Consider the following 14,133-nt stretch of genomic DNA (forward strand, 5'->3'; position numbering starts at 1 on the left):
TCGTGACGCGGTCAGTCCAGCATTCCCAGCTCCACCGCCGACCGGATCGCCATCCAGACCTCGGTGAACGCCCCGGTGGCCGTGAGGTCGCGGCCGGTGAGCGCGCTGAAGCGGCGCAGCCGGTAGGCGAGGGTGTTGGGGTGGATGTGCAGGGCCGCCGCCGCGTCGTCGGTGCGCCGGTCGCGTTCCATCCAGGTGCGCACCGACAGCAGCAGATGCGCGTCGTGGGCGGCGTCGTAGCGCAGCACCTCGCCCAGCACCTGCTCCACGAGGGCGTCCAGCGCCGCCGGGTCGTCGGGCAGCCAGCGGCCGGCCGGGTCGTTGCCGTACCGGACCAGCGGACGGCCCGAGGCCGCGGCCTGGGAGGCCGCCCACCGGGCCTCGCGCTGGGCGATGCGCAGCGACGCGCCGCAGGGCAGCGGCCGGCTGGTCCCGGCGGCGACGCCGGGTACCGCCGCGACCGTGTCGGCCAGCCGGGGCGCACCCAGCAGATAGCGGTCATCGCCACGATTGAGCAGCAGGAACGGCTCGTCGTCGAGGGCGCGCAGCAGCGCCTGCTCGGTCACGCCCCGCACCACGGTCAGCTCGGTCGTCCCCTCGATGGAGTGGCGCAGCAGCCGGCGCTCGGCGGCCTCCTGCTCCAGGGTGCCCTGGAGCATCTCGGACAGGATCTCGGTGCCCTCGCGGCGCAGCGTCTCGCGCTCGGTGCGGATGACGGCGAGCTGGAGCGCGGCGACGGTCGCGACGTGCTGGACCACGGCCAGGCCGGCCGGGCGCGCGCCGTCCCGTTCCAGCGCGATCAGGAAGCCGGCCGTGCCGCCCGGCGAGGGCACCGGCAGGACGAACCCGCCGGGGATGGTCGGCGGGGCGTCCGCGGACTGGGGGACCAGCGACGGATCGGGGACGGGCACCCCCGTCAGCAGGGGCCGGCCCTGGGTGGTGCACAGCCGGATGTCGTAGCCGGACAGATGCTCCAGACGGCGGAAGAGGGTCGCGGTGTCCAGGTTCTCCGCCGCCAGCCAGCGAAGCGCCCCGAACACCTGGAGCTGCGCACCGAGCCGGTGCCGGGAGTCCTCCTGCACGGCGGCCGCCACCTCCTGCGCCACCACGATGAACGGCACGGCGAGCGGTACCTCCAGGACCGGCATCCCCCGCTCCTCCGCGGTGTCGAAGAACGCCTGCCGCAGCGGTGGCATGTGCAGCTGCACGGACACCGCCAGCGCGGCCACCCCGGCGTCGTCCAGCCGCTCCAGATAGGCCCGCTGTCCCGCGGCCGATCGCGGCAGGGCGCGTCCCGTGGTCATGATGATCTCGGCGCCCAGCAGCCACGGAGTGGGATCCTCCAGCTCACTGGCGTGGGCCCAGGAAACCGACCGGTCGAGCCCGGCGCGGCCCGCGAGCAGCCGGAGCTGGAGCGCCGGATAGGACAGCACCTCCCGGACACTCACCCCGCGTCTTTTGTTCCCTTCCACAAAAACAGCCTAACTGTTTGTGCCTCACACGATTGTCGGGTGGCGTTTCCCGCGCTGACACTTCGGATGTGCCGGATGGTCCCGGTGCGTGTGAGAAGGAAAGGCAAGGCGATGACCGAACCCCGAGGGTCCCTCGAACCCCGCGGACCCGTCGACTCATCCCGGGTACCGCGTTTCGCGGGTCCCGCGACGTTCGCACGGTTGCCGCGCCTGGACGAGGTCACCCGTGCCGACGTCGCGGTGGTCGGCGTGCCGTTCGACGCGGGCGTCTCCTACCGTCCCGGCGCCCGTTTCGGCGCCACGGCGGTGCGTGAGGCCAGCCGGCTGCTGCGCCCCTACAACCCGGCGCTGGACGTCTCCCCGTTCGCGACCCAGCAGGTCGTCGACGCCGGCGACATCGCCTGCAACCCCTTCAACATCAACGAGGCCATCGAGACCATCCAGGAGGCCGCGACCGGTCTCCAGGCCGACGGCACCCGCCTGGTCACCATCGGCGGCGACCACACCATCGCGCTGCCGCTGCTGCGCACCGTGGCCGCCAAGCACGGCCCGGTCGCGCTGCTCCACTTCGACGCGCACCTGGACACCTGGGACACTTACTTCGGTGCCGAGTACACGCATGGAACCCCGTTCCGGCGGGCCGTCGAGGAGGGCATCCTCGACACCGAGGCGCTCTCCCACGTCGGCACCCGCGGCCCGCTCTACGGCAAGCAGGACCTGACGGACGACGAGAAGATGGGCTTCGGCATCGTCACCTCAGCGGACATCTACCGGCGCGGCGCCGACGAGGTCGCCGACCAGCTCCGTCAGCGCATCGGGAACCGGCCGCTGTACATCTCGATCGACATCGACTGCCTCGACCCGGCGCACGCCCCCGGCACCGGCACCCCCGAGGCCGGCGGCATGACCTCCCGCGAGCTGCTGGAGATCCTGCGCGGTCTCGCCGGCTGCAACCTGGTCGGCGCCGACGTCGTCGAGGTCGCCCCGGCCTACGACCACGCCGAGATCACCGCGGTGGCGGCCTCGCACGTCGCCTATGACCTGGTCAGCCTGCTCGCCCTGAAGGAAGCCCCATGAGCAACACCGCTCCCGCCCTCACCGAGGTCGAGCAGTTCGGCATCGACCGCATCCCCGACGCCGACCGCACCGCCAAGCCCCTGGACCTGTTCCGGCTCGCCTTCGGCGGCGCGAACACCTTCGCCACCTGTGTGCTCGGCGCCTTCCCGATCCTGTTCGGGCTGTCGTTCAAGCAGGGCCTGCTGGCCACCGTGCTCGGCCTGGTGGTGGGCGCGCTGATCCTCGCGCCGCTGTCCGTGTTCGGCCCGCGCAACGGCCTGAACAACGCCGTGTCGTCCTCCGCGCACCTGGGCGTGCACGGCCGGGTCGTCGGCTCCTTCCTGTCGCTGCTCACCGCGATCGCGTTCTTCTCGATCTCGGTGTGGTCCTCCGGTGACGCCCTGGTCGGCGGCGCGCACCGGATGGTGGGGCTGCCGCAGAACGACGGCATGTTCGCCCTGGCGTACGGCGTCTTCGCGGTGCTGGTGCTCGTGGTGTGCATCTACGGCTTCCGCTTCATGCTCTTCGTGAACAAGATCGCGGTCATCGCGGCCTCGGCGCTGTTCGTCCTCGGCTTCTTCGCCTTCGCCGGCGACTTCGACTTCGGTTACCAGGGCGCGTTCGCGTCGGTGTCGACGCCGGGCTTCTGGCCCGCGTTCATCGGGTCGGCGCTGATCGTGCTGTCCAACCCGGTCTCCTTCGGCGCCTTCCTCGGCGACTGGTCCCGCTACATCCCGGCCGAGACCCCGCGCAAGCGCGTGATGACGGCGGCGTTCGCCTCGCAGATCGCGACCATCCTGCCGTTCTTCTTCGGTCTGGCCACCGCCTCGATCATCGCGGCCAAGGCGGCTCCGTACATGGACCCCGCCGCCCCGAACTACGTCGGCGGCCTGCTGGAGATCGCCCCCTCCTGGTACTTCCTGCCCGTCTGCCTGCTGGCGCTGATCGGCGGCATGGCCACCGGCACCACCGCGCTCTACGGCACCGGCCTGGACTTCTCCAGCGTGTTCACCCGGTTCAACCGGGTGCAGGCGACGGTGTTCATCGGTGTCCTGTCGATCGGCTTCATCTTCGTCGGCCGCTTCGCGGCGAACCTGGCGCAGTCCATCTCCACCTTCGCCACGCTGATCATCACCTGCACCGCGCCGTGGATGGTCATCATGATGCTGGGCTGGCTGACCCGCCGTGGCTGGTACGACGCGGACTCCCTCCAGGTGTTCAACCGCCGCCAGCGCGGTGGCCGCTACTGGTTCGCCCACGGCTGGAACTGGCGCGGCATGGGCGCCTGGCTGGGCTCGGCGATCCTCGCCCTGATGTTCGTGAACCTGCCGGGCCAGTTCGTCGGCCCGCTGGGCAACCTGGCCGGCGGCGTCGACATCTCGCTGCCGGTGGGCCTGGGCCTGGCCGCCGTCGTCTACCTGGGACTGCTGTTCGCCTTCCCCGAGCCGCGCGGCGTCTACGGTCCCGAGGGACCGCGCCTGGTGGGCGCGTCGGACACCCCGGTGCCGCCGATCACCGGTCAGAACGTGCCGTCCGAGCCCGTGGAAGAACTGATCTGAACCGGTGCCGGCCGCGCCGCCGGCACCGCCTTCAGCACCCGCCCGGGAACCGCCGGAGCGGCCCCGCCCGGCCGCTCCGGCGCACCGCCCGGGCCCGTACCACCACCCTGGGGCAGGCCCCGCCCCCAGGCCCCTGAGGCCGGCTTCGCCCCCAGGCCCCTGAGGCCGGCTTCGCCCCCAGGTCCCCTGAGGCGGGCCTCCGCCATCCAGGTCCCCTGAGGCGGGCCCCCGCCACCCGGGTCTCGTACCACCTGCCGCAAGGAGCACCACCCATGACCGACGAGGTACTCGAAGCCGCCGACGCACTGGTGGCCGCCTTCGCCGAAGGCCGGCTGGACGACTACTTCGGCGCGTTCGCGCCCGACGCCACCTTCGTGTTCCACACCACACCCCAGCGGCTCTCCTCCACCGCCGACTACCGCGCCCTGTGGGACCGCTGGGTCGCCGAGGACGACTTCCGGGTGCTGTCCTGCGTCTCGACCGGCCGTCTGGTCCAGCTGCTCGGCGAGGACACCGCCGTCTTCAGCCACGACGTCGCGACCGTCGTGCGCAGCACGGCCGGCGAGGAGAGCCTCGTCGAGCGCGAGACGATCGTCTTCCACCGTGCGCCGTCCGGCCGCTGGCTGGCCGTGCACGAGCACCTCTCGCCCGCGCCCGGCGCGTGAGCAGGTCCGGGCCCGGCGCGTGAGCGTGCCCGGGTCCGGCAGCTGGGCATCCCGGCCGGCGCGTGAGCGACCCGGCCGACCACGCCGGAGGTGCCGGCGGCACCCCGCGAACCACTACGAACCACGACACACTCCCGCACTCCAGGACGCGCTGCCGAGGCGCCGCGCCGGTGGGCGGGCCGACGAGGAAACAGGTCATGAGCGAGCTTCTTGCGCTGCGCAACCACATCGACGGCCACTACGTGGACGCGGCCGACGGCCGCCGTCTGGACGTGGTCGACCCGGTCGCCGGCGAGGTGTACGCGCACGCGCCGCTGTCGGGGGCCGCCGACGTGGACGCGGCGATGGCCGCCGCGGCCGCCGCCTTCCCGCAGTGGCGCGACGCCACCCCCGCCACCCGGCAGCGGCTGCTGCTGCGCGTCGCGGACGCGATGGAGGCCCGCGCCGACGACCTCGCCGACGCCGAGTGCCGCGACACCGGCAAGCCGCGGGCGCTGACCCTCTCCGAGGAGATCGCCCCGGTCGTCGACACCATCCGCTTCTTCGCCGGTGCCGCCCGGATGCTGGAGGGCCGCTCGGCGGGCGAGTACATGGAGGGCATGACCTCGATCATCCGACGCGAGCCGATCGGTGTGATCGCCCAGGTCGCGCCCTGGAACTACCCGCTCATGATGGCCGTGTGGAAGTTCGCCCCGGCGATCGCCGCGGGCAACACCGTGGTCCTCAAGCCCTCCGACACCACCCCCGCATCCACCGTCCTGCTCGCCGGCATCGTCGGCGAGGTCCTCAAGGACATGGACCTGCCCGCGGGCATCCTCAACGTCGTGTGCGGCGACCGCGAGACCGGACGCCTGATGGTGGAGCACCCGACCCCGGCGATGGCCGCCATCACCGGCTCGGTCCGCGCCGGCATGGAGGTCGCCGCCTCGGCGGCCCGTGACGTCAAGCGCGTCCACTTGGAGCTCGGCGGCAAGGCCCCCGCGCTGGTCTTCGCCGACGCCGACATCGCCGCGGCCGCCGAGGGCATCGCCGCCGGCGGTTACTTCAACGCCGGCCAGGACTGCACCGCCGCCACCCGCGTCCTGGTCCACGAGTCGGTCCACGACGAGTTCGTCGCCGCGCTGGCCGAGGCGGCGTCGCAGACCCGTACCGGCGGCGGCGTCGACGACGAGGACATGTTCTTCGGCCCGCTCAACAACGCCGACCAGCTGGCGCGGGTGGCCGGCTTCATCGACCGGCTGCCCGAGCACGCCACCGTGGAGAGCGGCGGTCACCGGGTGGGGGAGCGCGGCTACTTCTACGCCCCGACCGTGGTCTCCGGACTGCGCCAGGACGACGAGATCGTCCAGAACGAGGTGTTCGGGCCGGTGATCACCGTCCAGTCCTTCACCGACGAGGAGCAGGCGGTCGCCTACGCCAACGGCGTCGAGTACGCCCTGGCCTCCTCGGTGTGGACCCGCGACCACGCCCGTGCGATGCGGATGTCCAAGGCCCTGGACTTCGGCTGCGTGTGGATCAACAGCCACATGGCCCTCGTCGCCGAGATGCCCCACGGCGGCTACAAGAAGTCCGGCTACGGCAAGGACCTCTCCGCCTACGGCTTCGAGGACTACACCCGTATCAAGCACGTGATGACGGCCCTGTGACCCACGGCTGACCCACGGCACCGGAGGCCGCCTCCGGGACGGCCCCACGCAGAACGCCCGACCGGGATCCCCCGGCCGGGCGTTCCGCGTCTGGGCCCGGTGTCGTCCGGCGCCGTCCGGTACGCCGGCTCCCGGAGGGCACGGTGCGCGGTGCGCGGCGTTCGAGCGCAGCGCCACGGCCGACCGACGATGTCACCGGCAGGGGCCAAGTGTGGCTGAAGCAACGGCAGTTGCTCCGTAGACTGGAGGCACTGTCCGCCGACGGAGGTGTCCGGCCGTTGCGCGGGAGACCGCCTGCGAGCGCCGTGAACAGCGTCGTCCGCAGGCAGCGCCACCCCCACCCCTCACCCGCGCACCGACGCTCGTCCACGGAGGACCTGTGCCCACCAGGCTTGTTCAGTACCTGACAGGAGTGGCCTCGGCCGTACTCCTGCTGGCCGCGACACCCGGGGTGGTCGCCGCCGTCCCGGCGCCCCCGGCCCCCGCCGCCCGCACCGCCGCCGTCGCGCAGGCCGAGGCCTGGCAGCCGCCCCTGTCGACCAGTGGCCGCTACATCGTCGACGCGGCGGGCAACCGCTTCCGGCTGAAGTCGGCCAACTGGGACGGCGCGCAGGGCTCGTGGACCGGCAGCGGCAGCATCTCCGACCCCGCCAACCACCACGCCGGGCAGAACTCCTACGGCATCCCCCTCGGCCTGGACCGCGTTCCCCTGGCCACGCTGCTCGCGGACTTCCACGCCCTCGGCATCAACAGCATCCGGCTGCCGTTCTCCAACGAGATGATCCACGCGACGGCGACCGTGCCGGACGCCGCGGTCGCGGCCAACCCGCAGCTGCGCGGGCGTACCCCGCTCCAGGTCTTCGACTCCGTGGTGGCCGCCCTCACCCAGGAGGGCTTCGCGGTCATCCTCAACAACCACACCAACACCTCCCGTTGGTGCTGCGGCGTCGACGGCAACGAACGGTGGAACAGCAGCCAGAGCACTCAACAGTGGGCCGACGACTGGGTGTTCATGGCCCGCCGCTACGCCGCCGACCCGCGTGTGGTGGGCGCCGACCTCTACAACGAGGTGCGCCGCGACGTCCTGGACGACCCCAACTGGGGCCTCGGCGACAACCACGACTGGTACGCCGCCGCCCAGCTCGCCGCGGACCGCATCCTCACCGAGGCCAACCCCAACCTGCTCATCGTCGTCGAGGGCATCAACTGGACGGGTCTGCCCGTGGACGGGCTGCCGCACGGCCGCCCCATGCTCACCCCCGCGCGCACGCTCTCGCACACCCTCGTCGCCGCCCACAAGCTGGTCTACTCCGCCCACTTCTACGGCTACACCGGTCCCAGCCACAGCGGTGCCACCGGGATCGGCGAGACCCACGACGCCCGCTACCAGGACCTCAGCCGCGACGCGCTCCACCAGGCCCTCTACGACGAGGCGTTCTTCGTCGAGGACGGCGGCCGCCACTACACCGCACCCCTGTGGATCAGCGAGTTCGGCATCGGCGCCGGGGAGTCGAACTCCGTGGCCCGCACCTGGTTCGGCAACCTCACCGACTACTTCGCCGACCACGACACGGACTTCGCCTACTGGCCCCTGGTCGGCTGGGAGGGCCACGACGACTGGGCGCTGCTGCGCTACGACACCGACGGCCACCGCTACGGTCTCCTCGACCCGAACGACTGGCGCGCCGCCGGCTGGAACCACGTCATGACCGCGCCGACCCGCACCGGCTCCGTCGCCCCGGTGCCCTCCTGGCACATGCTCGCCACCGACCACGGCGACCACGTCGAGTCGCTGCGGGTGCGTGCCGGCGGGGACTGGGACTCGGGCGCGTCCAAGGCCGTCTGCCCCGACGGTCTGCGGCTGGCGGGCCTCGGCCACACGGCGGGCCGCGGACTGTGCACCGACGTCACCGCCGGTGACCTGCGGGCCGCGGGCAACACCCAGACGGTCGTCACCGACGAACGCAATGTGCCCTCGGGCGGGGACTGGGCCTCCGGCTACACCAAGTTCCAGTGCCCCTCCGGCCAGTTCCTGATCGGCTTCAGCCGCCGCGGCGGCCGGATGTCGGCGGCACTGTGCGTCCCCGCCCGCACCTCGCTCGGCGGCGCCGGGCGGACGGTGTGGTTCGACCGGTCCGACAACCGGCCCGCCGACGCGCAGGGCGGCGACTTCGCCTACGGCGACTACAAGGGCCAGTGCGCCGACGACGAGTACGCCGCCGGGATCGCCTTCACCACCCGGATCGGCAGCAGCGGGGGCCCCGCCGCACTGCTCTGCCGCAAGCTGGTCTGACGGGCGGGCGGCGCGGCCCCTGCCCCGGCTCCCGCTGCCGGGCCGGGCGCCGCGCCGGACGTCCGCGAGATGTGCGGGCGTCGTTCTGCCCCGACAATGGGCGGGTGGCAGGTGAAACGGACTCCCGCACGTCCCGCACTCCTCAGGAAGCCGTGCCCCCCGGGGCCTACGGAGAGCGGCTGTTCCGCCCGCAGGACGAGGGCGAGTCGGCGCGCACCGACCTCGGAGCGCTCGTCTACGACCCGATGACGACCGCGCGACTGCGGCAGCTGGGCGCTGGTCCGGGCTGGCGCTGTCTGGAGGTGGGCGCCGGAACCGGCACGGTGGCCGCCTGGCTGCTGCGCGAAGCGGGCGTCGCCGAGGTCGTGGCCGTCGACCGGCACACCACGTTCCTGCCCGGCGAGCGGGTCGACGGACTCACGACGGTCCAGGCCGACGTGACCTCCGACCGTTTCGGTCCGGACCTCTTCGCTCCCGGTCTCTTCGACCTCGTGCACGCCAGGTTCGTCCTGATGCACCTGCCGTCACCCGCCGAGACGGTCGAGAGACTCGCCGGGCTGCTCGCGCCGGGCGGTGTCCTCGTCCTGAGCGACGCGGTGGACCCCACCACCGACGACGCCGCGGACAATCCGTACACCCGGGCCATGCGGGCCATGTGGCAAGGGCTTCGGGAGACGATCGGCACCGACATCTCCTGGGTGCCGCGCTGCCCCGAGCTGATGGTCGCGGCGGGCCTGGAGTCCGTGGCGGCCGAGATCCACGTACCGCCCCTGGTGCCGGGCAGCCCGATCAGCCGTTTCTGGGCCCGGACCTGGGACCGCGCCCGTACCGCGATGACGGCGACGGGCCTGGTGGACGACGCCGCGATCGACGAGGCCGAGCGCCGGCTGGACTCCCCGGAATACGTCGGCCTGTCGCCCGGGATGCTGACGGCCTGGGGCCGCAGGCCCGCTCGGCCTTGACCGCGGGCGAGGGGGCGTACGCGACGGGCGGGACGGCGGAGCGACGGTCCTCGGCGCCGCTGCTGGCGGTGTGCGCCGGGTATTTCATGGTCATCCTGGACGTGACGATCATCAACGTCGCCGTGCCCGTGGTGGGCCGGGACCTGTCCGCCTCGCTCACCGGCATCCAGTGGATCACCGACGGCTACACGGTCGTCTTCGCGGGCCTGCTGATGACCGGGGGAGCGCTGGGCGACCGGCTGGGCAACCGGCGGATCTTCTGCTGGGGCGTCCTGGTGTTCACGGCGTCCTCGGCGGCGTGCGCGTTCGCGCCGGGCACCGCGTTCCTGGTCGGGGCGCGGCTGGCGGAGGGGCTCGGGGCGGCCCTGATCGTGCCCGGGTCGCTGGCCCTGCTCCAGCAGGCCTACCCGCAGCCCGCCGCGCGGTCGCGGGCCTTCGGGCTGTGGGGCTCCATGGCGGGGATCGCCGCCTCCGCCGGGCCGCTGCTGGGCGGACTGCTGGTCACCACGGTGGGCTGGCGCTCGGTCTTCCTGATCAACCTGCCCGTGGGCGCGGCCTGCCTGCTGCTGACCCTGCGGTACGTGACGCCCTCGCCCCGGCACGGCACACGTGCCCTGGACTGGCCGGCGCAGTGCGCGGTGGTGGCCGCGGTGGCCCTGCTGACCGGCGCGCTGAACGAGGCCGGGCGGCGTGGCTGGTCGGATCCCGCCGTGCTCGCCGGGCTGGGCCTGGCCGTGCTGGCGGCGCTGGCGTTCGTGCTGCGTGAGCGTCTGGCCCGCGCCCCGGCCCTGCCGCCGAGCCTGATGCGCTCCCGTGAGATGCGCGGGACCCCCGTCGTCGGCCTGCTGTTCAACTTCGCCTTCTACGGCATGGTGTTCACCGCCAGCCTGTACTTCCAGCACCAGCGCGGCTTCAGCGCGTTGGTGACGGGGCTGGCGTTGTTCCCGGCGGTGGTCATGACCACGTTCGCCTCGGTGCTGTCGGCCCGGCTGGCCCGTCGCACCGGCGACCGTCCGCTGGTGGTCTCGGGGATGCTGCTGGGCGCCCTGGGCCTCGCGGGCTGGGCGGCAGCCGGAGCCGAGCCCGACTACGCGGTACTGGTCGTGCCGATGATGGCGGCGGGGTTCGGTACGTCCTTCGCCCTGACCGGTGCGACCGCCACCGTGATGGGTGCGGCACCCCCGGCGTACTCGGGAGCCGCCTCCGCGCTGTTCAACACCACCCGCCAGATCGGCAGCGCCACCGGCGTGGCACTGGGAGGCAGCCTGCTGGCCACCGGGGCCGGCTACGCGGCGGGGCTGCGCACCAGCATGGCCGTCGGCGCCCTCGCCTACCTGACCGCCGCGGCACTCGCCTGGTTCTGCGTGCCCGCGAAGCCGCAGGAGGCAGGGCGCGGCCGACCGGGTGCAGCGCGCGGAGCGCGGCCCGGGGAGTGACACCGTAAATCGGGGTAAAAAGGGTGCATGGTGCGATTGTCTCGCCGGTCGAGACCTTCGTCCGATGCCGACGATGCCGACGATGCCGAGGCCGAGCGGGCGGACGAGGCCCAGGACGGCCAGTGGCACGGCCGAACCGGCCTGAGGTCGCTGCTGAACGTGCACAGTGTGGTCGGGCAGATGTTCGTCATCCAAGTGGTGATGGTTCTGCTGCTCGCCCTCGTGGGCGGCGTCCTGCTGGCCTTGACGGTCCGGCGTCAGACCACCCGCGCGGCGACCGCCGGCTCCGTCGCCGTCGCGGCGGGCATCGCCCAGGCCCCGGGCATCAAGGCGGCCCTGAAGTCGCCCGATCCGTCACTCGTGCTGCAACCGCAGACCGAGGCGATCAGGATGGCCACGCATCTCGACTTCGTCGTGATCGTCGGAAAGAACGGAGTCCGCTACACCAGTGTGGATCCGAGCCTGATCGGCCGGCGCATCCCCTACCCCGAGGACCTGGCCGCGCTGAGCTCCGGGCGCACCGTCACCGGGCGCAGCGAGGTCGGGCGCACCACTGCGATCCGTACCTTCGAGCCCATCAAGGACGACGGTTCCGTGATCGGCGGGGTCGCCGTCGGCGTCAGGGTGGCGAGCATCAGCGCCGACGCCATGAGACAGCTGCCCGCCCTGCTCGGCATCACGGCCGCCGCCGTGGTCGTCAGCACCGTCGGCGCGCTCGTGGTCGGCCGACGGCTGCTGCGCCAGACCCACGGCCTCGGACCGGCCGAGATCACCCGCCTGTACATCCACCACGACGCGGTCCTGCGGGCCGCCCGCGAAGGCGTGGTCATCGTGGACGCCGACCGCAGGCTGCTGCTGGTCAACGAGGAGGCCCGGCGCCTGCTCGAACTGTCGCCGCAGGCCCAGGGCCGACGGGCCGACGAACTCGGCCTCGCGCCGCCGATCGCCGAACTGCTGGCCTCAGGACGTGAGGCCACCGACGAGGTGCTGCTGGCCGGCGGCAGGGTCCTGGCCGTCAACCAGCGGCCCCTGGAACGGTACGGAGGCGGCTGCGGCAGCGTCGCGACCCTGCGGGACTCGACCGAGCTGAGAGTGCTCTCCGGCCGGGCGGAGCAGGCACGCGAGCGCCTGAAGCTGCTGTACGACGCCGGTATCGGCATCGGCACCACCCTGGACGTGACCCGGACGGCCGAGGAACTGGCCGAGGCCGCCGTCCCGCAGTTCACCGACTACGTGACCGTCGACCTCGCCGAGCCGGTGCTGCGCGGCGAGGAGCCGACCGGCACGGAGCAGTCGCTGCGCCGCGTGGCCGCCGCCGGGATCCGCGCGGACACGCCGTTCGCGCCTGTCGGTGAGAACGTCGCGTTCGTGCCCTCGGGGTCCCCCCTGGCCGACCCGGCCCAGGGGCACGGGGTGATCGATCACGACCTGCGCACCGTCCCCGGACACGTGCCCGGGTACGTCCCCGGGTTCGGGCCCCGGGACCCCGGCCGTGCCCGGCGCGTCGTCGACCACGGCATCCACTCGCTCATCACGGTCCCGCTGCGCGCCCGCGGTGTGGTGCTGGGCGTGGCCGGCTTCTGGCGCTCGGAGAAACCCGAGCCCTTCGAGGACGACGACCTGGCCCTGGCCGAGGAGATGGCCACCCGGGCCGCGGTCGCCATCGACAACGCCCGCCGCTACACCCGCGAGCACGCCATGGCAGTGACACTGCAACGCAGCCTGCTGCCCGCGTCGCTGCCGACACTCAGCGGCCTGGAGGTCGCCCACCGCTATCTGCCCGCCGAGTCGGGACACGTGGGCGGCGACTGGTTCGACGTCATCCCCCTGCCCGGCGCACGCGTGGCCCTCGTGGTCGGGGACGTCGTCGGCCACGGTCTGCACGCCGCGGCCACCATGGGCCGACTGCGGACCGCGGTGCACAACTTCTCCGCCCTCGACCTCGTCCCCGGCGAGCTCATGGCCCATCTCGACGAACTCGTCACCCGGAACGACACCGACGAGGCGGACGACGACAGCGGCCGCAGCCTCACCGGCGCCACCTGCCTCTACGCCGTCTACGACCCCGTCTCGGGCCACGCCACCATGGCCCGGGCGGGGCATCCCGGGCCGCTCGTGGTCCGGCCCGACGGCACGGTCCACGCCCCCGAGGTGCCCGTCTCCCCGCCGCTGGGCCTGGGCGGCGCGGAGCCCTTCGAGTCGGCCGAGCTGCGACTGGCGGAGGGCAGCGGACTGGTGCTGTTCACCGACGGGCTGGTCGAGGAGCGCGGCCGGGACATCGACGTGGGTCTCGCACTGCTGCGGGACACGTTGGCCGGTCACCCGCAGCGGGGCCCGGAGGAGACCTGCCGGGCCGTCTTCGACGCCGTGCTGCCCACCCGCCCCCGCGACGACGTCGCCCTGCTGGTGGCCCGCACCAGGCTGCTCGACCCGGCCCGGATCGCCCAGTGGGAGATTCCTCCGGATCCGGCGGCGGTGGCCCCGGTCCGCGCCGCGTGCGGCCGTCGGCTGCGGGACTGGGGGCTCGACGGCATCGGCTTCGCCACCGAACTGATCCTCTCCGAGCTGGCCACCAACGCCGTCCGCTACGGCGCCCCGCCGATCACCGTCCGCCTGCTGTACGACCGGACCCTGATCTGCGAGGTCTCCGACGGCAGCCACACCTCCCCGCATCTGCGCCGGGCCGCCGCCACCGACGAGGGCGGCCGCGGCCTGTACCTCGTGGCACGGTTCGCACAGCGCTGGGGCACCCGCTACACCCCGCAGGGCAAGGTGATCTGGACCGAGCAGGCCCTGCACGAGGACACCACCGCGGAGCCGGTGGAGGACATGACGGACGCCCTGCTGGACCAGTGGGGCGACGACGCCCTGTGACCGGGCCCGGCCTCACCTGCGGCCCGACGCTTCGACCGGAACGCAGGTCGGCGCGCACAGCGGCAGCAGTACGACGAAGGGCGGGGACTTCGGGGACGTACAAACGCAAACGTCCGTTCGGGGTGGCCCGGCGACAGTGGTCAATCCGGCAAGATTCTGTCACCCGGCTG

Annotated in this window: 9 protein-coding genes; 8 read left to right on the forward strand and 1 reads right to left on the reverse strand. The window is 72.9% G+C overall.

Annotated elements, in window-relative coordinates:
• Positions 1-11: 11 nt before the first annotated feature.
• Entirely contained in the window at positions 12-1,448 is a 1,437-nt protein-coding gene (locus ACZ7OY_RS36460; protein ID WP_472249861.1) for a PucR family transcriptional regulator, read from the reverse strand.
• Between the two features lie 135 nt (positions 1,449-1,583).
• Between ACZ7OY_RS36460 and speB the strand changes: the two genes are divergently transcribed.
• The 8 genes from speB (at position 1,584) to ACZ7OY_RS36500 (ending at position 13,963) form a co-directional block, all read left to right on the forward strand.
• Positions 1,584-2,549, forward strand: a complete 966-nt coding sequence (speB, locus tag ACZ7OY_RS36465) for an agmatinase (RefSeq protein WP_472249862.1) — start codon at positions 1,584-1,586, stop codon at positions 2,547-2,549.
• The gene (locus tag ACZ7OY_RS36470) at positions 2,546-4,087 is read left to right on the forward strand and encodes a purine-cytosine permease family protein (RefSeq protein ID WP_384727626.1); all 1,542 of its coding nucleotides are present in this window, start codon (positions 2,546-2,548) and stop codon (positions 4,085-4,087) included. Before speB ends, ACZ7OY_RS36470 begins: the two co-directional genes overlap by 4 nt.
• 272 nt (positions 4,088-4,359) lie before the next feature.
• Positions 4,360-4,752 (forward strand): YybH family protein, encoded by a 393-nt coding sequence (locus tag ACZ7OY_RS36475; protein ID WP_472249863.1) that lies wholly within the window; start codon positions 4,360-4,362, stop codon positions 4,750-4,752.
• A gap of 197 nt (positions 4,753-4,949) precedes the next feature.
• Positions 4,950-6,398 carry a gamma-aminobutyraldehyde dehydrogenase gene (locus ACZ7OY_RS36480; protein WP_472249864.1) on the forward strand — a complete coding sequence of 483 codons (1,449 nt, stop codon included), beginning with the start codon at positions 4,950-4,952 and terminating at the stop codon, positions 6,396-6,398.
• A gap of 379 nt (positions 6,399-6,777) precedes the next feature.
• Positions 6,778-8,691, forward strand: a complete 1,914-nt coding sequence (locus tag ACZ7OY_RS36485) for a glycoside hydrolase family 5 protein (protein WP_472249865.1) — start codon at positions 6,778-6,780, stop codon at positions 8,689-8,691.
• 104 nt (positions 8,692-8,795) lie between these two features.
• Positions 8,796-9,653: a class I SAM-dependent methyltransferase gene (locus tag ACZ7OY_RS36490; protein WP_472249866.1), complete on the forward strand. Its 858-nt coding sequence runs from the start codon at positions 8,796-8,798 to the stop codon at positions 9,651-9,653.
• Positions 9,650-11,089: an MFS transporter gene (locus tag ACZ7OY_RS36495; protein WP_472249867.1), complete on the forward strand. Its 1,440-nt coding sequence runs from the start codon at positions 9,650-9,652 to the stop codon at positions 11,087-11,089. Before ACZ7OY_RS36490 ends, ACZ7OY_RS36495 begins: the two co-directional genes overlap by 4 nt.
• 27 nt (positions 11,090-11,116) lie before the next feature.
• Positions 11,117-13,963 carry a SpoIIE family protein phosphatase gene (locus tag ACZ7OY_RS36500; RefSeq protein WP_472249868.1) on the forward strand — a complete coding sequence of 949 codons (2,847 nt, stop codon included), beginning with the start codon at positions 11,117-11,119 and terminating at the stop codon, positions 13,961-13,963.
• The last annotated feature ends 170 nt before the right edge of the window (positions 13,964-14,133 follow it).

The organism is Streptomyces sp. NPDC107559 (assembly GCF_055657365.1).